This is a genomic window from Pseudomonas sp. AOB-7 (assembly GCF_003696305.1).
Lineage (GTDB): Bacteria > Pseudomonadota > Gammaproteobacteria > Pseudomonadales > Pseudomonadaceae > Aquipseudomonas.
The window spans coordinates 22,471-42,463 of the sequence record NZ_RFFK01000014.1; the positions used below are offsets into that span (position 1 = coordinate 22,471).

The following is a 19,993-nucleotide window of genomic DNA, read 5'->3' on the forward strand; positions in this document are numbered from 1 at the left end:
GGAGCGCCGCCATGCTGAACCTCACCGAATACCAGCGCCGCCCCGCCCAGCTCGCCGACTGGCTACCCTGGGCCGGCCTGGTCGCCCCCGGCGTGGTGTTGAACAAGGACGGTTCGCTCCAGCGCAGCTTGCGCTTTCGCGGGCCGGATTTGGACAGCGCCACCCAGGGCGAGCTGGTAGCCACCTCGGCGCGCCTGAACAACGCCCTGCGTCGCCTCGGCTCGGGCTGGGCGCTGTTTATCGAGGCCGAGCGTCTGGCGGCGGCGGATTACCCCGATAGTGACTTTCCCGAGCCACTGTCCTGGCTGGTGGACGAGGAGCGCCGCGCGGCCTTCGAGGCTCAGGGTAGCCACTTCGAGAGTACCTACCACCTGACGCTGCTCTACCTGCCGCCGGAGGAGTCGCGCTCGCGCGCCGCCGGCCTGCTCTACGAGCATCGGACGCAGCGTGGCGTCGACTGGCGCGAACGGCTGGCCGCCTTCGTCGCCGAGACGGATCGCTTCTTCGATCTGCTGGACGGGGTGATGCCGGAGCTCGCCTGGCTCGACGACAGCCAGACGCTGACCTACCTACACGCCACGGTATCGACCCACCGCCAGCGGCTGGCGGTGCCCGCAGTGCCCTTCCACCTCGATGCCCTGGTGGCCGACAGCCCCCTGACTACTGGCCTGGCGCCGCGTTTGGGTGAGCAGCATCTGCGCGTGCTGTCGGTACGTGGCTTCCCCACCTCGACCTGGCCCGGCGTGCTGGACGACCTCAACCGTCTGGGCTTCGCCTATCGCTGGTCGACCCGTTTTATCTGCCTGGACAAGGACGAGGCCGAGAAGGAACTGGTGCGCCTGCGCCGGCAGTGGTTCGCCAAACGCAAGGGCGTCCTGGCGCTGCTGCGCGAAGCGATCTTCCAGCAGGAAAGCCCACTGCTCGACAGCGACGCTGCGAACAAGGCCAGCGACGCCGACGCGGCGCTGCAGGAGCTTGGCGCCGACCAGGTCGCCTTCGGCTATGTGACGGCCACCGTGACGGTGAGCGATGCCGACGCCCAGGTCGCCGACGAAAAGCTGCGCCGGATCGAGCGGGTGATCCAGGGTCGTGGCTTCGTCACCATTGCCGAGGGCCTCAACGCGGTGGAGGCCTGGCTGTCGTCGATCCCCGGCAACGTCTACGCCAATGTCCGCCAGCCGTTGATCTCCACGCTCAACCTGGCGCACCTGATGCCGGTCTCGGCAGTCTGGGCCGGCCCCGCGCGGAACGAACATCTGGACGGCCCGCCACTGGTGATCACCCGCACCGATGGCGCCACGCCGTTTCGCCTGGTCACCCACGTTGGCGATGTCGGCCACACCCTGGTGGCCGGCCCCACTGGCATGGGCAAGTCGGTGTTGCTGGCGACCCTGGCCCTGCAGTTCCGGCGCTACCCGGGTTCGCACCTGTTTCTGTTCGATATGGGTCGCTCGCTGCGTGCAACGGTGCTGGGCCTGGGTGGCGAGCACTACGACCTCGGCGGCGACGGCGACCTGGCCTTCCAGCCCCTGGCGCGCATCGACCAGCCCGGCTACCGCGCCTGGGCGGCGGAATGGCTGGAGGCGCGCCTGCTGCAGGAAGGCGTGGCCGTCGGACCCGAGCAGAAGGCCGCGCTGTGGACGGCGCTGGACAGCCTGGCCGGCGCACCCGAGGCGCAGCGCACGCTGACCGGTTTGTCCGTGCTACTGCAGGACAACGCCCTGCGCCAGGCGCTTCAGCCCTACGTGCTGGGCGGCGCCCATGGCCCGTTGCTGGATGCCGATCAGGATCGGCTGGGCTGGCCGACGTGCAGTGCTTCGAGATGGAGGAGCTGATGCACAGCAAGGCGGCGGTGGCCGCAGTGCTGAGCTACCTGTTCGCCCGTTTCGAGGAGCGCTTCGACGGCGCGCCGACCCTGCTGATCCTCGACGAGGCCTGGCTGTTTCTCGACGATCCGCTGTTCGCTGCACGTATCCGCCAATGGCTCAAGACCCTGCGCAAGAAGAACGTCAGCGTCATCTTCGCCACCCAGTCGCTGGCCGACATCAAGGACTCCAGCATCGCTGCGGCGATTATCGAAAGCTGCGCCAGCCGCATCTTCCTGCCAAACCCACAGGCGGGCGAGCCGCAGATCCGTGGCATCTACCAGGGCTTCGGCCTCAACGAACGGCAGATCGAGATCATCGCCCAGGCCACGCCCAAGCGTGATTACTACTACCAGTCGCGCCTGGGCAACCGCCTGTTCGATCTCGGCCTGGGGCCGGTGGCGCTGGCCTTCGCCGCCTCGGCCAGCCCGGCCGAGCAGCGCGAGATCGACCGCATGCTGCAGGCGTCCGGCGCTGCCGACTTCGCCCCTGCCTGGTTGCGTCACCGTGGCCTGGACTGGGCCGCCGACCTGCTCACCACTTATCCCTCGCCACGCAAGGAGTGCCTGCCATGAGATCCCCTGTCCACCATTTCCCCTGCACCACGCTGCTGGTGCTTGGCCTGCTGGCCGTGCAGCCAGCCAGCGCCCTGACGGTGATCGATCCGACCAACCTGGCGCAGAACACCCTGACCGCGGTGCGAACCCTGGAGATGGTCAACAACCAGGTCCGCCAGCTGCAGAACGAAACCCAGATGCTGTTGAACCAGGGCCGTCACCTGGCGCGTCTGGACTACAACGTGGTCAACCGCCTGCGCGTGAGCCTGGCCACTACCGAACGACTGCTGGCCGAGGCGCGGGGACTGGCCTACGAGGTGCAGCGACTGGATCAGGAGTTCGCCCGCCTCTATCCGGCCGAGTACACCGGCGACGTCAGCAGCCAGCGCCTGGCCGAGGAAGCCCGAGAGCGCTGGCAACAGGGGCTCGACGGGCTGCACACCGCCCTGCGCGTGCAGGCGCAGGTGACGCAGAACCTGGCCGAGGACGAGCACGCGTTGGCCGAGCTGGTGCAGCAGAGCCAGTCCGCGGGTGGGGCCTTGCAAACCGCCCAGGCCACCAACCAGTTGCTGGCCCTGCAGGCCAAGCAGTCGATCCAGGCGCAGCAGCTGCAGATCACCCAGAACCGCGCCATCGCCCTGGAGCTGGCCCGCCAGGCTGCCGCGGCCGAGGAGGCGCGCGAACGGCGGCGGCGCTTTATGGGCAGCGGCACGCCCTACACCCCCTACCCCGTGCAGTTCTATCGGTAGGGAGGCCCCACATGAAAATCCTGGTACTGCTGCCGCTGCTCGCGCTGGCCGCTTGTGGGCAGGGCGACGATGGCGTCGTGGCACGGCAAGACGATTCGACTGAGCGCTTCTACTCCGGCTGCGCCGGGCCCGGCGAGTTTCTCCGGCCTACCGACTTGCCCGCGATCCCCCCGAGCTTCGACGAGGACGTGCAATGAACGACGTCAGCGTGATCGACCGTTTCCTCGAGGTGTTCGGGTTGTACATCGACACCGGCTTCGGTTTGCTCGCCGGCGAGGTGGCCTTTCTCACCATGACCCTGGTGGTGATCGACATGACCCTGGCCGGGCTGTTCTGGGCCATGGGCGGTGAGGACGTTAGCGCCAAGCTGATCCGCAAGATCCTTTATGTCGGCGCCTTCGCCTTCATCATCGGCAACTTCAATGCCCTGGCTAAGATCGTCTTCAACTCCTTCGCCGGGTTGGGCCTGCTGGCGGCTGGCTCGGCGCTGAGCCCAGCCGAGCTCCTGCAGCCGGGACACCTGGCTTCGATCGGTATCGAGGCCGGGCGGCCGCTGCTCGAGCAGATTCGTCACCTGAGCGGCTTTCCCAAGGTGTTCGGCAATCTGGACAGCATCCTGGTGCTGTTTCTGGCCTGGCTGGTGGTGATCGTTAGCTTCTTCTTCCTGGCGATCCAGCTGTTCGTCACCTTGATCGAGTTCAAGCTGACCACCCTCGCCGGCTTCGTGCTGGTGCCTTTCGCGCTGTGGAACAAGACCGCCTTTCTCGCCGAGAGGGTGTTGGGCAACGTGGTGGTGTCCGGCATCAAGGTGCTGGTGCTGGCGGTGATCGTCGGCATCGGCAGCGGGCTGTTCGCCGAGTTCCAGGCCGTGCCGGACGAGCCCTCCATCGACCATGCGCTGGTGGTCATGCTCGCCTCGCTGGCATTGCTCGGCCTGGGCATCTTCGGCCCGGGCATTGCCACCGGCCTGGTCTCCGGCGCGCCGCAACTGGGTGCTAGTGCCGCAGCCGGCACCGCGCTCGGCGCGGCGGGCATGGCAGCAGGTGCTGCTGCAGTAGCTACAGGTGTCGGCGGCGCGGTGCTGGCCGGTGCACGCATGGCGCCCAGTGCGGCGCGCCTGGCCATGGGTGGAGCCCGCTCTTTGGCTGGTGTGTCTTCTGGAACTGCAGCTGGCGGTACTGCGGCTGCTGGAACGTCCGCCGCCGCTGGCTCATCGGCGGCCACCGCCAAGCCGCCTGATTGGGCCAGGCGCCTGCAGCGCAGGCAGCAACTCTCACAGGCCACCAGCACGGTCGCCCACACCCTGCGTGGTGGCGATGGCGGTGGCTCATCACCTGGGCCGCAGATCCGCGACCCATCGAATTCGTAAAGGAGGACGAGGATGCGATTCAGACGTCCACGGGTGCGCTACAGCGACACCCCACAACCCATCACGCCCTACCAGGCCGCGGCACAGGCCTGGGATCTGCGTATGGGTAGCAGCCTGGCGCAGGCACGCAACTGGCGACTTATGGCCTTCGGTTGCCTGGGCCTGGCGCTGCTGATGGCTGGTGGCCTGGTCTGGCGTTCGGTGCAGTCGACAGTGACGCCCTACGTGGTGGAGGTCGACAACCTCGGCCAGGTGCGCGCCGTCGGCGAAGCCGCCAGCCCTTACCAGCCCCTGGATGCGCAAATTGCCCACCACCTGGCGCGCTTTATCGAGCAGGTGCGCTCGCTATCAATCGATCCGGTGGTGATACGGCAGAACTGGCTGGAGGCCTATCACTCCACCACCGACCGAGGCGCGGCCACCCTCAATGATTATGCCCGCGCCAACGATCCCTTCACCCGGGTCGGCAAGGAGACGGTATCGGTCGAGGTCACCAGCGTGGTGCGTGCCAGCGACAGCTCGTTCCAGGTGCGCTGGACCGAACGCCGTTTCGTGAATGGTTCGGCCGCCGGTCTGGAGCGCTGGACCGCGGTGATCTCGCTGGTGCTGCAGCCTCCGCGCACCGAGGAAAAGCTGCGCCGCAACCCGCTCGGCATCTACGTCAACGGCCTGTCCTGGAGCCGCGAGCTGGACACTACGGAAGGAGCCAACAAACCATGAAAACCGCCCTGAACCTCTACGTCTGCCCGCTGCTGCTGAGCGTGCTGGCCGGCTGCGCCAGCCAGGAACCGCCAGTGATCGCGCTGGATGAACCAGTCGAGGCGCAGCGCCTGCCGGAGCCGCCCAAGCCCATCGAGGTGGTGGAAGTCCCCAAGCCCCTGGCCCTGCCCGCGCAGCTCAAGCCGCTGCCGGAAACTCAGCGCAGCAAGCAGGCCAAGGAGCCGGCCGATGAGCGCGTGCGGGTCTCGCGCGCCAATCGCGACGCTCGAGTCGCGCCGAGCCGCGAGGGCTATATCAACGCCATCCAGGTCTGGCCCTACTCCGATGGCGCGCTGTATCAGGTGTACGCCAGTCCGGGCCGGGTGACTGCGATCAACCTGCAGCCTGGTGAGGAGCTGGTCACCGTGGCCGCCGGCGACACCGTGCGCTGGATCGTAGGCGACACCACCAGCGGAAGCGGAGACGAGCTACGCACCAGCGTGCTGATCAAGCCGACACGCGTCGATCTCAAGACCAACCTGGTGATCACCACCACGCGCCGCACCTACCTGATCGAGCTGAGTTCTACCGAGCAGGCCTGGATGGCGTCGGTGTCCTGGGACTACCCCCAGGACCGCATGCTCGCGCTGCAACGTCGCGCCGGCGCCGCCCAGGCCGCGGCGCCGGTGGATACCGGCCTGGCGCTGGAGCAGCTGCGCTTTCGCTATGCGATCAGCGGCAGCAATCCGCCTTGGAAACCGCTGCGCGCCTTCGATGACGGCCGCAAGGTGTATATCCAGTTCCCCGCCGGTATCGCCCAGGGCGAGCTGCCGCCGCTGTTCGTAATTGGCCCGGAAGGCGACGGACAGTTGGTCAACTATCGCTTCCGCTCGCCCTACTACATCGTCGACCGCCTGTTCGGCGCGGCCGAGCTGCGCCTGGGTGCCGACAAGGGTGACGTGGTGCGGATCGAGCGCACCGATGGCGTGGCACGGAGGCCCTGAGCATGACGGCCAAGGACGACAAACAAACCGCGGCAACCTCGCTACCGCCCAAGGAAGCGCCGGAGTCGCTGGAGCTGCGCGCCAAGCCGCGCCCTGTCACTCGCCTCAACCCGCGCATGCTGGCAGCGGTGGTCGGTGGCCTCTCGGCCGCGGTGCTCGGGGCCATGCTGTGGTCGCTGCAGCCGCAACAGCGCCGCCAGGGTGTCGAGCCGAACGAGCTATACAACGTCGACCGCGTGACGCGCTCCGAGGGACTAGAGCAGTTGCCGGCAGACTACTCGCAGTTGCCACCACCTGCTCCCGAGATACCGCAACTGGGCCCACCGCTACCCGGCGACCTGGGCGGGCCGATACTCAGGGCCGAACAGCAGGCGCAGGGCTACGGCCAGGGTCCGGACGCTGCTGAAGCCGAGCGTCTTGCCCGGCTCAAGGAAGCCGAGGAGGCGGCGCAATCCTCGGTGTTTTTCCAGACCAACAGCGCGAGGAAATCGAATGTCGCACCCACTGGGGACGCCCAACAAGATCCCATGATCCTGGGTATGGCCTCGTCAGGCGCGGTAGCCGCAACTGCAGGAACGCCGACCCAGCAGGAACGGAATGAGGCGTTTCTGAGTAAATCCATAAACGCACAAATCCGTAATTCCGGCTTGCTGCAGATGCCTGATTCGCCCTACCAGGTGATGGCCGGCACCGTCATCGCGGCGGCCCTGGTCACCGGTATCAAGTCGGATCTACCCGGCGATGTGATCGCCACGGTGACCGAACCGGTCTACGACAGCGCCACCGGCCAGCACGTGCTGATCCCTCAAGGCGCCCGCCTGCTGGGCCGCTACAACAGTCAGGTGAGCTACGGGCAAAGCCGCGTGCAGGTGGTGTGGCAGCGGGTGATCCTGCCGGACACCTCGTCCTTCCAGCTCGACAACCTGGTCGGTACCGACGCCGCCGGCTATGCCGGTCTCGAGGATGGCGTGGACTGGCATTGGGATCGGGTCGTCGCCGGCGCGGCCATGACAAGCCTGCTGGGCATCAGTGCAGAGTTGGCAGCACCGACCAGTCGCACCGATGGCGACCGCATCATCATCGCCGGACGCGACAGCCTGCAAGACACGGTGAACCAGGTCGGCCAGGAGGTCACCCGCCGCAACCTCGATATCCAGCCCACGCTGACCCAGCGTCCCGGCCTGCCCCTGCGCGTGATCGTCAACCGCGACCTGGTGCTGCGTCCCTATCAGCCCTTCTCCGCTCAAATGAGGAGCCCACAATGAGTACGACCAAGCTGCGCCTCGGCCCGCTGCCGAAAACCGAGAACCTGAAGCTGACCTTCACCTGCCCGGCCAGCCTGAAGGCTGACCTCGATCGCTACGCGGCGCTGCACTCACAGACCTACGGTGAAGAGGTCGACGCCCTGACGCTCATTCCGCACATGCTGGAGGCCTTCATGGCGAGGGATCGGGTGTTCAGGAGAACAAATACACAATCTTGCACCGGCAATTGATAAGCCTGCATCCCCTCCCAGCTGCCGTGATGACAACGGCAGAAAACCCACACACGGTTGAAAACCGTGACCTAATACATCACACTTATCACCATGATCGTAAGCTTCCGGCACAAAGGTCTACGCATTTTCTTTGAATCCGGCTCAACCAAAGGCATTCGGGCCGACCACGCAAAGCGTCTGGGTCGAATGCTGAGTTTCATGGATAGAGCCAATGAACCCGCCGACCTCGACATCCCCGGTTGGCGGCTACATCCCCTCAAAGGGGAACTGGAAGAGTTCTGGTCACTCACCGTCAATGGAAACTGGCGAGTGATCTTTCGATTCGTGGGTAGCGACATCGAGCTCGTCGACTACCTTGACTACCACTAAGCAGGAGGGGGTTATCCATGACCATGTTCAACCCACCGCATCCTGGTGAAACCCTGCTTGAGGACGTGCTCCCCGAACTGGGCATCAGCATTGCCGAACTTGCCCGCCGCCTTGGCTTTGCGCGCGAATCCCTGTCTCGGATCTTGCACGGCCATGCGCCGGTCAGCCCGGACTTGGCTGTTCGCCTAGAACTGGCCGGCATCGGCAAAGCTCGCACCTGGCTCGGCGTGCAAGCCGACTACGACCTTTGGCAAGCCAGACATCGCGAACAACCGCACATCGAACGCTTTGCTGCGATTGCTTAGTTCCGTATGGAAGGTGACGACTGATACCGAGGGAGGCGACTACGATGAGAAGAAAGGCCGTTGGGCGCAACTCAAGCCCGCTGTCGACCGTCTTCAGGAGCAGCTCTGATACAGCCAAGCGAGCGGCTTACGGCGCAGCAGCTGAGCGTGCCATCGAAAGTCAGCGCAAGGTACTCGAAGAAGCGAAACGCGTAAGAGAGCTGACTCTACCAGTACGACCGGCTTGAGGCCGACCTTGAGCGGTATGCGATATTGCGCTCAAAAACCTTTAGCGGAAGCCTGCCATATATCAGGGCCTGCACTGCCGTTCTAGCCAAAGGTTTTCATGAACGGCTCAGCGCAATGCCTGATCGCCGCTACCACATGCGGTGCTTGCTCGCTCAGTTCAGTTGAGCGTGCTAGTACCTTCTCAAGCGCGCTCAACTGCCCGCGAATTACTTCTTCTGGCCGCGCTACATCACAGATTTGGGCGAAGTCCAGCAGCCCTTGGCGCGACGCAAAGAGCGATTTGTTGCCCACAAGATCCAGCGCTAATACGTCCTCAGGAATATAGGCAGTGGTGTTGACGATATCGTAGGCTGGGGCGAGCCGCGCGTCGCGCTGAGTGGGGTTAGAATACAGGAGTCCGAAGTTTTTCAGATGGGCGTCGCCGTTACCAACGATGCAGCTCAAGGTCACGATGGCGAAAAGCTGTGCCAGCGATTCTTGCACCTGCTCAGGCGCGCAGAACAGGCGTATGGCTTTGGCGATGGCCGAATAGCTCTTGCTGTACTTTTGCTCCGCAGCCAGCCCCATTAATGCAGCCATGTCTTCGAAGCCGATAGGATTGAGCTGCTTATCCCGATCGAAGCGGCGCATGACGAATAGCTTGGCATTGTCGGAGAGATAGAATTCCGGCACAGCAATGCCCACCTCCTTTGCCACGGACATGCAAAGGAACTCGTTGATCGCCAGCCCCGGAAACTCATCCCGACCGCTCTTGATGATCAGGTCAGAGGTTTTCGAGGTGAAGCGCTGTGGCACTGAGTCCTGATGCTCCGGCACCAGCACCTTAGGCTGGACTCCCGATATACCAGCACGCAGGATGTAGCGATCCACCAGGCCGGCAAAAATATCTTCTGCACCGTCCCAGGCGAGGATTTCTTCCAGTTTTTCTCCGGGGAACCGCTGCCTGCGTAACAGCGCATCGACCTCAGGCGAACTGACCGCCACCCGCCCGATAGGCGAACTGCTGCCAGACAGTGCCAACAGCAACATCGGGTCAACGTTCGCCACCTTGGCCAGACGGTTGCGCAGTTGCTCCAGGACGTAGCCTTCCGGCAGGTTCATCTGGAAAATGGGGTGCAGCTCCCGATGGCGGTATTCGTCCAAGCGCACCGGCATGAGCAAGCTGATTGCTGCCTGCGCCTTGGCGTCCTCGTGGTAGCGGAACAGATAGTCTGTGCCGCTGCTAAGAATCTTCCCACTGTCACCCTCAGGCGTTGCAACCTGCAGCACGGCCGTCATCAGTCGAATACTCCATGGATTTCGTCCAGAGTGGGCATGGCTGCCGGCACCACGTTGAGTTCAGAGTCGAGGGCGGCCAGCACTCGCGCATAGGCAATCATCCCCACCGAGAGGTCGCCCTTCTCGATGGCGATAACCTTTTGCCGGGTGATGCCCGCCAGGGAAGCGAGCGCGGCCTGCGTCAGCCCGCGATTCAGACGGCGCTGCCGAAGCTGCTCGCCAAGTCGCTGTGTGATGAGGGAATAGTCCATGTTCTGTATACGAGACAATTTACCTTATATGTAACGTATACCGAACCAGCGGAGAAATCAAAGCGAATGGGCTGATAAGATCAAGAATTGACGCTGCCCGGATCACCCGCTCTCCCGCGCCCCTCTACGACATAGCTGGTTTGCCACCAAACCTAGCGTCAATAGGCTGAATTCACTGGAATGGCGCTATGGCATGGAGCAATGAAGACACTATTGTTACTGATGGCTCAGTACGACGGGAAAGCAATAATCCCGCTTGATCAAGTTTGCCAGGACTACTTTTCGCATCTCAGCCCCGAAATGTTCCAACGCAAGGTACTGAGCGGTGTGCTAAGGATCCCCATCGTACGCCTCGAACCGAGCCAGAAAGCCGCCAAGGGAATACACCTTGAGGACCTGGCCGCTTATCTCGATATCCAGCGCGCAGAAGCGCTCAGAGAGCGCGACCAACTCAGCGGCGGCCTCCGCGCCGGGAGAGGCCGTTGATAGTACGGTCTCCATACTCGACACTCGACGCCAACAGCCGCGGCAGCCACGCCCACCCCGCATAAGAATCGCCACGCCCATTCAGATGGGTATAACGCCGCAACGAGTTCCAATCCCTATGACCGGAAACACTTGCCACACGGGGGATATCCCACCCCATTTCGAATAACCGGCTAACTCCGTCGTGGCGAAGATCATGGAAGTGCAGATCCGGGATGCCTGCACGCTCGCAGGCTCGTCTCCATGCAGTGGACACCGACTCACTGTTGTAGGGAAAAATTTCGTCGCATGTGCGCGGCATGCTCTTCACGATCGCCCAGGCCTCATCCGGCAAATGACACCACACGTTATTGCCGATCTTATCGCCCGGATTCTTCATATCCCGCACCATCACCATCTGCCGTGACTCGTCCAGGTCATCCCAGCGGATACGGCAAATCTCGTCCTGCCGGCGCGTTGAAAAGATCGCGAAGCCCGAAACTTTCAGCATATTGATGGAGGTAGGCCGACTTGCCAGAACCTTCTGGAACTCCATGAAAACCAGGTCGAGCTCCTTTAAAGAAGGTCGGCGGTCTCGCTCACGGCTCTTAAGCTTGTAACCTAGCTTGGCCAACACTTTCCGCGCATCCGCCATGGCGTGCGGGTCGACATCACACCCCCAAGCTGGGCGAGCAACAGACAGCACCGCGCCGAGATGAGCAAGATCATTACCAGCCGTTTGCGGCTGAACCCCACCCCCTTCAGCACTCATACGCCAGAGAGCGTAATCGACCAGCACCTGAGCATTGACCTTACGGTCTTCGCACTCGCCCAGATAGCTCTTGGCAATAGCCTCCAGCGTCGCCTTCTTGGTCTTACCCATCGGCCGCGCTTTGCTGTACTCCTCCAAATAGGTCTCAATCATGGAAGCAACGGTAGTCCCGGAGCGATTTGCCCGTTCGATGGCACCTGGCTCGCTCAGCTCGGTCTCTCGTCGCTTGGCCCAAGCCTGTGCAGCCTGTTTGCGGGTGAAAGTCTGGCTCTCTTGGTAGACTTGCGCCCCATTCTTCTTGATCCGGATTTGCACGGTGTAGCGGAGCGAGCCGTCCGCACTCTTTCGGGCTCGGATGGTTGCCACGGCAGTCTGCCCTCCTGGCTGGTGGTACAAGAAGTTTTTCAGGTGGTACATTTTACCACCTGCTTTAGGAAAATGCCCGGAAACCCCTGAAAACCCGTTGAGAACGCGACACGCGAAATGCCTCTAGAATCAGCCTCAAACCCAGCAACCACGCGCCCTGCCCTGTCCCGCCGCTTCTCCGTGGCGCCGATGATGGACTGGACCGATCGCCACTGCCGTTTCTTTCTGCGCCAGCTGTCGCGTCACGCCCTGCTGTATACCGAAATGGTCACCAGCGGTGCGCTGATCCATGGCGATCGCGAGCGCTTCCTGCGTTACAGCGAGTGCGAGCATCCGCTGGCGTTGCAGCTGGGCGGCAGCAACCCGCAGGACCTCGCCGCCTGTGCCAAGATGGCCGAGCAGCATGGTTACGACGAGGTCAACCTCAACGTCGGCTGCCCCAGCGACCGGGTGCAGAACAATATGATCGGCGCCTGCCTGATGGGCCACCCGGCGCTGGTGGCCGACTGCGTCAAGGCCATGCAGGACGCGGTGAGCATCCCCGTGACGGTCAAGCACCGCATCGGCATCAACGGCCGCGACAGCTATGCCGAGCTGTGCGATTTCGTCGGCCAGGTGCGTGATGCCGGCTGTCGCAGCTTCACCGTGCACGCGCGCATCGCCATTCTCGAAGGCCTGTCGCCGAAGGAGAACCGCGAGGTGCCGCCGCTGCGCTACGAAGTCGCCGCCCAGCTCAAGCAGGATTTCCCCGACCTGGAGATCATCCTCAACGGTGGCATCAAGACCCTGGAAGAATGCGAGGCGCACCTGAGGACCTTCGACGGCGTAATGCTCGGCCGCGAGGCCTACCACAATCCCTTCCTGCTGGCGCAGGTGGACAACCGTCTATTCGGCGCCGCGGATAGCGGCATCACCCGCATGGACGCCCTGCTCGCGCTGCGCCCCTATGTCGAGCAGCACCTGCGCGAAGGCGGCACCCTGCATCACATCACCCGCCATGTGCTCGGGCTGGCCCAGGGTTTCCCCGGCGCACGGCGCTTCCGCCAGTTGCTGTCGGTGGACATCCACAAGGTCAAGGACCCGCTGGCGCTGCTCGATCAGGCCGCCGAGCTGCTGCGCGGGCACTGAGCCAGCGGCAGCGGTTCGCCGGCTTTGCTCAGCTGGCGGTGCAGCTCGCGGCTGGGGATACCCCGCTCGTCATCGGCGCCGGACAGCGCCTCGGCCACCTTCAGCTGCGACATGCAGCAGCGCAGCCCGCACGCGCAAACATTGTCAGTGCGACAGCCCTCGCTGCCCGTTGAGCCGCCCAGGCACCTCGGGTAAGGTCGTGACATCCGCAACGACAAGGCTCCGTCATGACCTCCAAGCTGGAACAACTCAAGCAGTTCACCACCGTGGTTGCCGACACCGGCGACCTAGACGCCATCGCCCGCCTGCAACCGGTGGATACCACCACCAACCCCTCGCTGCTGCTCAAGGCCGCCGCGCTGCCGCGTTACGCCGAGCTGCTGGGGCGCGCGGTGACAGCCGGCCGGGGCGACCTCGGCCTGGCCTGCGACCACTTCGCCGTGGCCGTCGGTCAGGAGATCCTCAAGGTGATTCCCGGGCGTATCTCCACCGAGGTGGACGCCCGCCTGTCCTTCGACACCAACGCCACCCTGCGCCGCGCCGAACGCCTGATCGGCCTCTACGAGCAGGCCGGCATCGGCCGCGAGCGGGTGCTGATCAAGATCGCCTCGACCTGGGAAGGCATCCGCGCCGCCGAACAGCTGGAAAAAGCCGGCGTGCAGACCAACCTGACCCTGTTGTTCGCCTTCGCCCAGGCCCAGGCCTGCGCCGATGCCGGGGTGTTCCTCATCTCGCCCTTCGTCGGGCGCATCTACGACTGGTACAAGAAGGCCGAGGGCCGCGACTTCGTCGGCGCCGAGGACCCCGGCGTGCAGTCGGTGGCGCGCATCTACGACTACTACAAAGCCAACGGCTACCAGACCGTGGTGATGGGAGCGAGCTTCCGCAATCTGGGCCAGATCGAACAACTGGCCGGCTGCGACCGCCTGACCATCAGCCCGGAGCTGCTGCAGCAACTGGCCGACGACCAAGGCCAACTGAGCCGCCGACTGGCCCCCGGCGCCGCCGGCGAAACCCGCCGCAGCCTGGATGAAAGCGCCTTCCGCTGGGCGCTCAACGAAGACGCCATGGCCACCGAGAAACTCGCCGAAGGCATCCGCCTGTTCGCCCGCGATCAGGAAAAGCTCGAAGCGCTGCTCGCCGCCAGGGCCTGAAACGCAAAAAGGGGCGCCCGCATGCGGGCGCCCCTTTGCATTGTTCGCCTGTCAGTGCCGCTCGAGGGCGCTGACCAGATCGTGGAAGGCCTCGCGGTTGGAGTCGTTGAGCCCCATGAGGATGCGGTGGGCCTCCAGCACCTTGGCCTTGACCACCTCTTCGGACTGATCCTGCGACGGCAGATCGTCCAGCGCCTCAGGGCACGGCACCGGCCGGTCGACGATATTGAACACCTGATCGAAGCCCATCGACTGCAGCAGGCGGGTGATGTCGTCGTGGGTGGTGACCACGGTGGGCAACAGACCGACCTTCTGCCGCGACAGGATCGACAGCTTGGCCAGCAGGCCGAGGGTGGTGCTGTCGATACTGCGGGTTTCGGTCAGGTCGATGACGATGGCCGAGAAATTCAGCGCGGTGAAGATCTTTTCAATCGTGGCATCCAGCGCCGAACAGAGCGTCAGGCGCACTTCGCCGACGAATTTGAGGACGAAGGTCCCGTCCTGCTCGGCGAATTGGATACGACCGGGGCTTATCCCAGGATTCATGCAAGGTTCCTGCTTAACACCAGCAAGGCGATATCATCCGGCATCTCGCCCAGATTGGCCAGACCGAGAACTTGACGCAAACCGTCTAGACTGCCGCCAGCCTGGCTAACCAGTTGTGGCAGCGCCAATTCCTTGTCCTTCAGCGTCTCGCCCGGCAACAGGTCGAGAATGCCGTCCGACAACAGCGTCAGGCTGAACGACTCGGGCAGTGGCATGACGTGATCGGCGTATTCGGCCTCCTCGAACAGCCCCACCGGCAGCCCGCGGCCTTCCAGGTAACGGGCCTCGCCTTTCTCGAACAGCACCGGCAACGGCAGGTGGCCGCCGATGCTGTAGGTCAGTTGTCCGCTCTGCTCGTCGATCACCCCGCCGAGCATGGTCACGTGCTTGCCCAGCTTGCAGTTGATCAGCCCGCGGTTGATGTGGCCGAGCACTTCCGAGGGCTTGAACTCCGGCAGCAGGCCGCCGCGGCGCGACTCGTAGAGCAGCCGGGTGGTCATGAACTTGAGCAGCACGGTGACGAAGGCCGAGGACGCGCCGTGGCCGGACACGTCGGCCAGATAGAAGGCGATGCGTCGCTCGTCGACGCGGAAGTAGTCGACGAAGTCGCCGGACAGGTACAGCGAAGGGATGATCTGGTGGGCGAAGGTCAGGCTGTCGACCTGCCAGGGCGTCACCGGCAGCATGTTCATCTGCACCTGACGCCCGGCGTTCTGGTCTTCCTGCAACAGGTGCAGGCTGGCCTGCAGCTCGCGGTTGGCGGTTTCCAGCTTCTCGCGGTAGCGCTGGTTCTCCAGACGCAGGCGCGAGCGATCGAGGGCGCGGCGCACCGAGTGCTCGAGCACCGCCAGGTCTTCCAGGGGCTTGATCAGGTAGTCGGCGGCGCCCAGGCGCAAGGCCTCCACCGCATCGTTCATGACGCCGGCGCCGGACACCACGATCACCGGCACCTCGACGCCGAGGGCGTTGATCCGGCGGATCAGTTCGAGGCCATCGACCTGCGGCATGCGCAGGTCGCAGATCATCAGGTCGGGCTTGGCCTGCTGGAACACTTCCAGCCCCTGCAGGCCGTTGCTGGCCTGCAGCACCTTGAAGCCGCTGTCCTCGAGGTAGGCCGCGAGGCTGGCACGCACGACTTCGTCGTCATCGATGATCAGCAGAGTGGCACTGGTTTTGTGCATGGGGTATCCAGGCAAACTGCGCCGGGGCAATTGGGTGACGGCCCGTGGCGCGGCGCCGCGTAGGTGGCGTCAGGGCGAATTCAAGGGGCAGACGGTACTCCCATCCGTCGACCGATTCAAGCCGGCGCCAGTCGTCGTTCGGCGACTTTACAGGGCAAATCGGCGAGGGTTATAAGAGCCGCAGGAGAACCTTATAACAAGAGGACAGCGTCCATGAGTCAGAGTGATCGAGCGTACAGCGAGAAACGTGACTACATCCGCATGCGACTGGAAGCGCCAGTAACCCTGCACCATGGCGGGCGGGAAATTTCCGCGCTGTGTCTGGATCTGTCCAGTACCGGCATGCAACTCGAGGCCGAAGTCGCGCTGAGCATGGGCGACCGGGTCAAGGTCCACATCCCCTCCGAGCACAGTGAGCTGGCCGGCCTCGACGCCCAGGCCGAGGTGGTGCGCATCGCCGACCTGGGCGACGGTCGCCAGTCGCTGGGCCTGGCCATCCTGTCGATGAGCTGACATCTGCACTTACGAAAAAGGCGGCCAAGGGCCGCCTTTTTCATGCCCGCCAAACTCAGAAGTCGTCTTCGACCTGGCCGTCCTGCACCTTGAACTCGCGGTTCTGCAGGTAGGCGTTGCGGATGAAGATGTACTTGTCGCCGCTGATCAGCTTCTCCGCCGACAGCAGGCTGGCGCGGGTGTCGACCACATCCACGGCGCGGGTGACGTTGCGCGTCGGCACATGGCCCATGTAGGGATAGGGCTCGAGGAAGCTGTCCGGCAGCTTGCCGGTGGCGTCGCGCACGCTGCTCGGGCCGAGGAACGGAATCACCAGGTAGGGGCCGCTGCCCAGGCCCCAGGCGCCGAGGGTCTGGCCGAAGTCCTCGTCGTTCTTCTGCAGGCCCATCGGCGTGGCCACGTCGAAGAAGCCGAGCAGGCCGAAGGTGGTGTTGAAGATCAGGCGCCCGGTATCCACTCCGGCGTCGTGCATCTTGCCCTGCAGCAGGTTGTTGGCCAGGTTGCCGACGTCGCCCAGGTTGCCGAAGACGTTGTGCACGCCGTCTTCCAGAAACTGCGGGGTGACTGCCTGATAACCCTGCGCCACGGGCTTCAGCGCGTAGGTGTCGAGGGTGTCGTTGAAGCGGAACATGGCGCGGTTGAAGCCTTCCCAGGGGTCGTCCTCCGAGGCGGCCTGCGCCATCGCAGGCAGCAGACTCAGGCCGACGAGCGCCATCAGGCCGCCGAGGCGCACGATCCAGCGAGCACCGTTCACATGCATTGCAGTCTCTCCTTGAGAAAAGTAGTGTGGCGACCCGCCAGCGGCCACCGAGGCCGCGCAGTATATAGCCTGAGCCCCCTGATGGCAGCATAGCGGACAACCCCGATGATCGAGAAAATGCTTCTGCACACCGCCCATATCCCCGTGCGCTGGGGCGACATGGACAGCTACGGGCACGTCAACAACATCCTCTATATGCAGTACCTGGAAGAAGCGCGGATCGCCTGGTTCGAACGCGTCGGCGTGGCGATGAACGACGCCCCGCAGGGCCCGGTGGTGCTGCAGACCCAGCACACCTACCTGAAACCCGTGGTTCACCCCGCCACCGTGGTGGTGCAGCTGTATGCCGGCGCCCTGGGCCGCAGCAGCCTGGTGCTCGAACACCGCCTGTCGACCCTGGAAGATCCGCAGCGCTGCTATGGCGAGGGCTACTGCAAGCTGGTCTGGATCGAGCATGCCAGCGAACGCTCGGTGCCCCTGCCCGAGCACCTGCGCGCCCTGCTCGGCGGAGGCTAAGCGGCGTCATCGCCCGGTCATCCTGTGGTCATCTGCGCGCCCTAGAGTGGCCTAGACCATCGCAGGGATGACCCTATGCCTCACACCGCCCCCACCGCCCTTCTATTCGAGCTTTCCGGCTGCCTGGTCGACTTCGGCGCCCGCACCCTGCCGGTCGCCCTGCAGCGTCTGCATCCCGATACCGAACTACCCGCTGGCGCTCACTGCCCCGAGCAGGCCCTGGCCGAACTGCTCGGTCGTCCGCCGCAGGCCCAGGAACGGCAGGCGCTGCAGCAGATGCTGGCGACCGTCGCCGACGAGCACGCCGAACTCACCCCCGGTGCCGCGCCGTTGCTGCAACAGCTGCAAGCTCAGGGCACGCCCTGGGCCTGGCTGGACAGCCTGCCCGCGGACGCCAGTGCGCGCCTGGCCGAGGCCCTGCCCGCGCCGCTGGCGACCGGCGCCGGGCGCAGCGCCCGGCCCTGGCCGGCGCCGGACGCCTGCTGGCAGGCACTCAGCCAGTTGCAGGTCGAGCGCCTGGACGGCTGCATCCTGGTCAGCGGCAACCCGCTGCTGCTGCGCGCCGGACTCAATGCCGGCTGCTGGACCATCGGCCTGGCCGCCTGCGGCCCGCTGTGCGGCCTGGCGCCGGCCGACTGGCAAGCCCTGAGCGGCAGCGAGCGCGAATGCCTGCGGGCGCAGGCCACGCTGCAGCTGTATCGCCTCGGCAGCCACTCGGTGATCGACCACCTCGGCGAAATCGGCCCGAGCCTGGCCGATATCGGCATGCGGCGCAGCAAGGGGGAAAAGCCTTGAGGCGGTTTGATCGAGATCAGGCAAAGCCGGCAGGCTTGGAGTACCCTTGAACACAGGTAGAAACCTTGGACCGCAGTTCGAGGTCAATGCCTATGTCTTCAGACAAGGGAGAACCCCATGCCAGCACGCGACCTGCAGCAGCAACTGGAAACCCTGCGCGATCAACTGGCCCAGGATCCGCCGCTCAGCGAGGAAGAACGGGCATCGCTCTACGTCCTGACCCAGGAGATCGAACTGCAACTGGCGCGCCAGGCGGCGGCCGCCCCCGACGCCACCCTGGTGGACGGCGTCAACCTCGCGGTGGAGCGTTTCGAAGCCAGCCACCCGACCCTCGCCGGCACCCTGCGCAACATCATGCAGAGCCTGGCCAATATGGGCATCTGAACCGGCCAGCGGGCTCGCTGCACGCCAGGAGCATCGCACAGACCGCAACCCGGATTGCATCCGGGCTACGACGCCGAATGCCGCTCGCCCGCTGCCGGGGCAGCGGCATTTTTCATCACTGGGTTTTACCGGACACCCAGGCCGCAGCATGCGCTGCAGCCGTTCCTGCCATCGACTACTGGCGCACCAGGCGGGCATTGTCCGCGGCGAGCGCCTCGGTACTGCGGTAGGGATTGATATCCAGCCCGCCGCGGCGCACGTAGCGCGCGTAGACCGTCAGCGCCTGCGGCTGCAGCAGGCGCTGCAGGTCGAGGAAGATGCGCTCGACACACTGCTCATGGAAATCGGCATGCTGGCGAAAGCTCACCAGATAGGCCAGCAGGCTGGCGTGATCCAGCGCCGCGCCGCGGTACTGCACCACCAGGCTGCCCCAGTCCGGTTGGCCGGTGACCGGGCAGTTGGACTTCAGCAGGTGGCTATGCAGGCTCTCCTCCACCACGCGTTCCGGGTCGCAACGCAGCAATTCGGGTTGCGGCTGGTCGTAGCGGCTGACGCTGATGTCCAGCTCGTCGATACAGACGCCGGGCAAGACCGCCACGCCCTCGTCGGCCACCTCGGCCAGGCTGCGCAGGCGCACCGCCACCGGCTTGCCGGCCACCGCCGAGAGGTCGCGCACCAGGGTCGCCTGCACCTCGTCCCAGGTCGCGTAGGACGTCTGGTTCAACGAATTGAGGTAGAGCTTGAAGGATTTCGACTCGATGATGTGCGGCGAGTCGGCCGGGATGGCGAACTCGCCGATGGCTACCACCGGCTTGCCCGAGGGCAGCAACCAGGACAGCTCGTAGCAGTTCCAGTAGTCCACGCCCCGGTACGGCAAGTGCTCGCCATCCAGGCCCAGCTCGGCCCATTTCGCCGCACGTGGAATGGGAAACAGCAGCGCAGGGCTGTACTCGGCGATGTACTGGCTGGACTTGCCCAGCGGGGAGTGTTCGGCGGGGTGCTGCATGGCGGGGGATCCGGGTCGGCAAAAACCCGGCGAGTTTAATCGCTTTGCCGCCAGCTTGTCGTTGCCGGGCGATGGCCGCCAGGGCTGCCGGCCCCGCATGAGCGCGCTGGAGATCACCCAGAGCCGGCCCAAGGGCCGCGCGCCCCCTGACATTCCCGGACGTTGCCGCTCGCCAGCCGGCCGTTCGGCGCAATTGCCCGACAGAGTGAACGCCCGTACACTGCGCGGCCTTTTT

Annotated in this window: 24 protein-coding genes and 1 pseudogene; 17 read left to right on the forward strand and 8 right to left on the reverse strand. The window is 64.7% G+C overall.

Going from position 1 to position 19,993, the window contains the following annotated elements; translation table 11 throughout:
• Nucleotides 1-11 precede the first annotated feature (11 nt).
• The 10 genes and pseudogenes from trbE to EA796_RS20140 all read left to right on the forward strand — a co-directional run bounded on the left by trbE (nt 12) and on the right by EA796_RS20140 (nt 8,415).
• Nucleotides 12-2,440: pseudogene (trbE, locus tag EA796_RS20095) on the forward strand (conjugal transfer protein TrbE).
• On the forward strand, nt 2,437-3,171 hold the full coding sequence (gene trbJ / locus EA796_RS20100; RefSeq protein WP_122109880.1) for a P-type conjugative transfer protein TrbJ: 735 nt from the start codon (nt 2,437-2,439) through the stop codon (nt 3,169-3,171). The pseudogene trbE and the gene trbJ overlap by 4 nt, the downstream one beginning before the upstream one ends.
• A gap of 11 nt (nt 3,172-3,182) precedes the next feature.
• Nucleotides 3,183-3,368, forward strand: coding sequence for a hypothetical protein (locus EA796_RS20105; RefSeq protein WP_122109881.1), 186 nt, complete (start codon nt 3,183-3,185; stop codon nt 3,366-3,368).
• Nucleotides 3,365-4,540: a P-type conjugative transfer protein TrbL gene (trbL, locus tag EA796_RS20110; RefSeq protein WP_122109882.1), complete on the forward strand. Its 1,176-nt coding sequence runs from the start codon at nt 3,365-3,367 to the stop codon at nt 4,538-4,540. Before EA796_RS20105 ends, trbL begins: the two co-directional genes overlap by 4 nt.
• Nucleotides 4,541-4,552: 12 nt before the next feature.
• The gene (gene trbF, locus EA796_RS20115) at nt 4,553-5,260 is read left to right on the forward strand and encodes a conjugal transfer protein TrbF (protein ID WP_122109883.1); all 708 of its coding nucleotides are present in this window, start codon (nt 4,553-4,555) and stop codon (nt 5,258-5,260) included.
• A complete protein-coding gene (trbG, locus tag EA796_RS20120; RefSeq protein WP_122109884.1) occupies nt 5,257-6,243 on the forward strand; it encodes a P-type conjugative transfer protein TrbG in 987 nt (328 codons plus the stop codon). Before trbF ends, trbG begins: the two co-directional genes overlap by 4 nt.
• A 2-nt stretch (nt 6,244-6,245) precedes the next feature.
• On the forward strand, nt 6,246-7,508 hold the full coding sequence (locus tag EA796_RS20125; protein ID WP_122109885.1) for a TrbI/VirB10 family protein: 1,263 nt from the start codon (nt 6,246-6,248) through the stop codon (nt 7,506-7,508).
• A complete protein-coding gene (locus EA796_RS20130) occupies nt 7,505-7,738 on the forward strand; it encodes a DUF2274 domain-containing protein (RefSeq protein WP_122109886.1) in 234 nt (77 codons plus the stop codon). Before EA796_RS20125 ends, EA796_RS20130 begins: the two co-directional genes overlap by 4 nt.
• A gap of 93 nt (nt 7,739-7,831) precedes the next feature.
• On the forward strand, nt 7,832-8,110 hold the full coding sequence (locus EA796_RS20135) for a type II toxin-antitoxin system RelE/ParE family toxin (protein WP_019339397.1): 279 nt from the start codon (nt 7,832-7,834) through the stop codon (nt 8,108-8,110).
• Nucleotides 8,111-8,127: 17 nt separating this feature from the next.
• Nucleotides 8,128-8,415, forward strand: coding sequence for a HigA family addiction module antitoxin (locus EA796_RS20140; RefSeq protein WP_003108490.1), 288 nt, complete (start codon nt 8,128-8,130; stop codon nt 8,413-8,415).
• A 309-nt stretch (nt 8,416-8,724) separates the two neighbouring features.
• On the opposite strand, the gene EA796_RS20145 is transcribed toward EA796_RS20140, so the two are convergent.
• Together EA796_RS20145 and EA796_RS20150 are read right to left on the reverse strand one after the other, a co-directional pair.
• On the reverse strand, nt 8,725-9,921 hold the full coding sequence (locus EA796_RS20145) for a type II toxin-antitoxin system HipA family toxin (RefSeq protein ID WP_122109887.1): 1,197 nt from the start codon (nt 9,919-9,921) through the stop codon (nt 8,725-8,727).
• Entirely contained in the window at nt 9,921-10,172 is a 252-nt protein-coding gene (locus EA796_RS20150) for a helix-turn-helix transcriptional regulator (RefSeq protein WP_122109888.1), read from the reverse strand. The genes EA796_RS20145 and EA796_RS20150 overlap by 1 nt, the downstream gene beginning before the upstream one ends.
• Before the next feature lie 201 nt (nt 10,173-10,373).
• On the opposite strand from EA796_RS20150, the gene EA796_RS20155 reads away from it, so the two are divergent.
• Entirely contained in the window at nt 10,374-10,658 is a 285-nt protein-coding gene (locus EA796_RS20155; protein WP_122109889.1) for a pyocin activator PrtN family protein, read from the forward strand.
• Here EA796_RS20155 and EA796_RS20160 read toward each other — a convergent pair.
• Entirely contained in the window at nt 10,624-11,826 is a 1,203-nt protein-coding gene (locus tag EA796_RS20160) for a site-specific integrase (RefSeq protein WP_122109890.1), read from the reverse strand. The two genes, EA796_RS20155 and EA796_RS20160, sit on opposite strands and share 35 nt — an antisense overlap.
• A 66-nt stretch (nt 11,827-11,892) precedes the next feature.
• On the opposite strand from EA796_RS20160, the gene dusA reads away from it, so the two are divergent.
• A complete protein-coding gene (gene dusA, locus EA796_RS20165) occupies nt 11,893-12,903 on the forward strand; it encodes a tRNA dihydrouridine(20/20a) synthase DusA (RefSeq protein WP_122109891.1) in 1,011 nt (336 codons plus the stop codon).
• On the opposite strand, the gene EA796_RS23220 is transcribed toward dusA, so the two are convergent.
• A complete protein-coding gene (locus EA796_RS23220; RefSeq protein WP_158603103.1) occupies nt 12,873-13,016 on the reverse strand; it encodes a hypothetical protein in 144 nt (47 codons plus the stop codon). The genes dusA and EA796_RS23220 overlap by 31 nt on opposite strands.
• Before the next feature lie 114 nt (nt 13,017-13,130).
• On the opposite strand from EA796_RS23220, the gene tal reads away from it, so the two are divergent.
• Nucleotides 13,131-14,057: a transaldolase gene (gene tal, locus EA796_RS20170; RefSeq protein WP_122109892.1), complete on the forward strand. Its 927-nt coding sequence runs from the start codon at nt 13,131-13,133 to the stop codon at nt 14,055-14,057.
• Nucleotides 14,058-14,108: 51 nt separating this feature from the next.
• On the opposite strand, the gene rssC is transcribed toward tal, so the two are convergent.
• Nucleotides 14,109-14,591, reverse strand: coding sequence for an anti-sigma factor antagonist RssC (gene rssC / locus EA796_RS20175; protein WP_031302906.1), 483 nt, complete (start codon nt 14,589-14,591; stop codon nt 14,109-14,111).
• An 8-nt stretch (nt 14,592-14,599) separates the two neighbouring features.
• Nucleotides 14,600-15,784, reverse strand: a complete 1,185-nt coding sequence (rssB, locus tag EA796_RS20180) for a two-component system response regulator RssB (RefSeq protein WP_021443175.1) — start codon at nt 15,782-15,784, stop codon at nt 14,600-14,602.
• A 213-nt stretch (nt 15,785-15,997) separates the two neighbouring features.
• On the opposite strand from rssB, the gene EA796_RS20185 reads away from it, so the two are divergent.
• Complete coding sequence (locus EA796_RS20185; protein WP_031302907.1) at nt 15,998-16,297, forward strand: PilZ domain-containing protein; 300 nt, start codon at nt 15,998-16,000, stop codon at nt 16,295-16,297.
• A 55-nt stretch (nt 16,298-16,352) separates the two neighbouring features.
• On the opposite strand, the gene EA796_RS20190 is transcribed toward EA796_RS20185, so the two are convergent.
• Nucleotides 16,353-17,057, reverse strand: a complete 705-nt coding sequence (locus EA796_RS20190; RefSeq protein ID WP_021443177.1) for a VacJ family lipoprotein — start codon at nt 17,055-17,057, stop codon at nt 16,353-16,355.
• Nucleotides 17,058-17,162: 105 nt separating this feature from the next.
• Here EA796_RS20190 and EA796_RS20195 point away from each other — a divergent pair, with 105 nt between their 5' ends.
• The 3 genes from EA796_RS20195 (at nt 17,163) to EA796_RS20205 (ending at nt 18,752) form a co-directional block, all read left to right on the forward strand.
• The gene (locus EA796_RS20195) at nt 17,163-17,573 is read left to right on the forward strand and encodes a thioesterase family protein (RefSeq protein WP_021443178.1); all 411 of its coding nucleotides are present in this window, start codon (nt 17,163-17,165) and stop codon (nt 17,571-17,573) included.
• A gap of 75 nt (nt 17,574-17,648) precedes the next feature.
• Nucleotides 17,649-18,368, forward strand: a complete 720-nt coding sequence (locus tag EA796_RS20200) for an HAD family phosphatase (protein ID WP_122109893.1) — start codon at nt 17,649-17,651, stop codon at nt 18,366-18,368.
• Between the two features lie 117 nt (nt 18,369-18,485).
• Nucleotides 18,486-18,752 (forward strand): DUF4404 family protein, encoded by a 267-nt coding sequence (locus EA796_RS20205; protein ID WP_021441956.1) that lies wholly within the window; start codon nt 18,486-18,488, stop codon nt 18,750-18,752.
• 175 nt (nt 18,753-18,927) lie between these two features.
• On the opposite strand, the gene queF is transcribed toward EA796_RS20205, so the two are convergent.
• Nucleotides 18,928-19,758, reverse strand: a complete 831-nt coding sequence (queF, locus tag EA796_RS20210; RefSeq protein WP_122109894.1) for an NADPH-dependent 7-cyano-7-deazaguanine reductase QueF — start codon at nt 19,756-19,758, stop codon at nt 18,928-18,930.
• Nucleotides 19,759-19,993: the final 235 nt, after the last annotated feature.

Bases quoted from the DNA above. Each gene is read 5' to 3' on its own strand.
- EA796_RS20135 (WP_019339397.1), top strand. From the start codon at position 7,832: ATGATCGTAAGCTTCCGGCACAAAGGTCTACGCATTTTCTTTGAATCC.
- EA796_RS20190 (WP_021443177.1), bottom strand. From the start codon at position 17,057: ATGCATGTGAACGGTGCTCGCTGGATCGTGCGCCTCGGCGGCCTGATG.
- EA796_RS20150 (WP_122109888.1), bottom strand. From the start codon at position 10,172: ATGGACTATTCCCTCATCACACAGCGACTTGGCGAGCAGCTTCGGCAG.
- EA796_RS20105 (WP_122109881.1), top strand. From the start codon at position 3,183: ATGAAAATCCTGGTACTGCTGCCGCTGCTCGCGCTGGCCGCTTGTGGG.
- EA796_RS20155 (WP_122109889.1), top strand. From the start codon at position 10,374: ATGAAGACACTATTGTTACTGATGGCTCAGTACGACGGGAAAGCAATA.
- EA796_RS20125 (WP_122109885.1), top strand. From the start codon at position 6,246: ATGACGGCCAAGGACGACAAACAAACCGCGGCAACCTCGCTACCGCCC.
- trbL (WP_122109882.1), top strand. From the start codon at position 3,365: ATGAACGACGTCAGCGTGATCGACCGTTTCCTCGAGGTGTTCGGGTTG.
- EA796_RS20130 (WP_122109886.1), top strand. From the start codon at position 7,505: ATGAGTACGACCAAGCTGCGCCTCGGCCCGCTGCCGAAAACCGAGAAC.
- queF (WP_122109894.1), bottom strand. From the start codon at position 19,758: ATGCAGCACCCCGCCGAACACTCCCCGCTGGGCAAGTCCAGCCAGTAC.
- trbF (WP_122109883.1), top strand. From the start codon at position 4,553: ATGCGATTCAGACGTCCACGGGTGCGCTACAGCGACACCCCACAACCC.
- EA796_RS20140 (WP_003108490.1), top strand. From the start codon at position 8,128: ATGACCATGTTCAACCCACCGCATCCTGGTGAAACCCTGCTTGAGGAC.
- EA796_RS20205 (WP_021441956.1), top strand. From the start codon at position 18,486: ATGCCAGCACGCGACCTGCAGCAGCAACTGGAAACCCTGCGCGATCAA.
- EA796_RS23220 (WP_158603103.1), bottom strand. From the start codon at position 13,016: ATGTCGCAGCTGAAGGTGGCCGAGGCGCTGTCCGGCGCCGATGACGAG.
- trbG (WP_122109884.1), top strand. From the start codon at position 5,257: ATGAAAACCGCCCTGAACCTCTACGTCTGCCCGCTGCTGCTGAGCGTG.
- EA796_RS20160 (WP_122109890.1), bottom strand. From the start codon at position 11,826: ATGTACCACCTGAAAAACTTCTTGTACCACCAGCCAGGAGGGCAGACT.
- rssB (WP_021443175.1), bottom strand. From the start codon at position 15,784: ATGCACAAAACCAGTGCCACTCTGCTGATCATCGATGACGACGAAGTC.
- dusA (WP_122109891.1), top strand. From the start codon at position 11,893: ATGCCTCTAGAATCAGCCTCAAACCCAGCAACCACGCGCCCTGCCCTG.
- EA796_RS20145 (WP_122109887.1), bottom strand. From the start codon at position 9,921: ATGACGGCCGTGCTGCAGGTTGCAACGCCTGAGGGTGACAGTGGGAAG.
- tal (WP_122109892.1), top strand. From the start codon at position 13,131: ATGACCTCCAAGCTGGAACAACTCAAGCAGTTCACCACCGTGGTTGCC.
- trbJ (WP_122109880.1), top strand. From the start codon at position 2,437: ATGAGATCCCCTGTCCACCATTTCCCCTGCACCACGCTGCTGGTGCTT.
- EA796_RS20200 (WP_122109893.1), top strand. From the start codon at position 17,649: ATGCCTCACACCGCCCCCACCGCCCTTCTATTCGAGCTTTCCGGCTGC.
- EA796_RS20195 (WP_021443178.1), top strand. From the start codon at position 17,163: ATGATCGAGAAAATGCTTCTGCACACCGCCCATATCCCCGTGCGCTGG.
- EA796_RS20185 (WP_031302907.1), top strand. From the start codon at position 15,998: ATGAGTCAGAGTGATCGAGCGTACAGCGAGAAACGTGACTACATCCGC.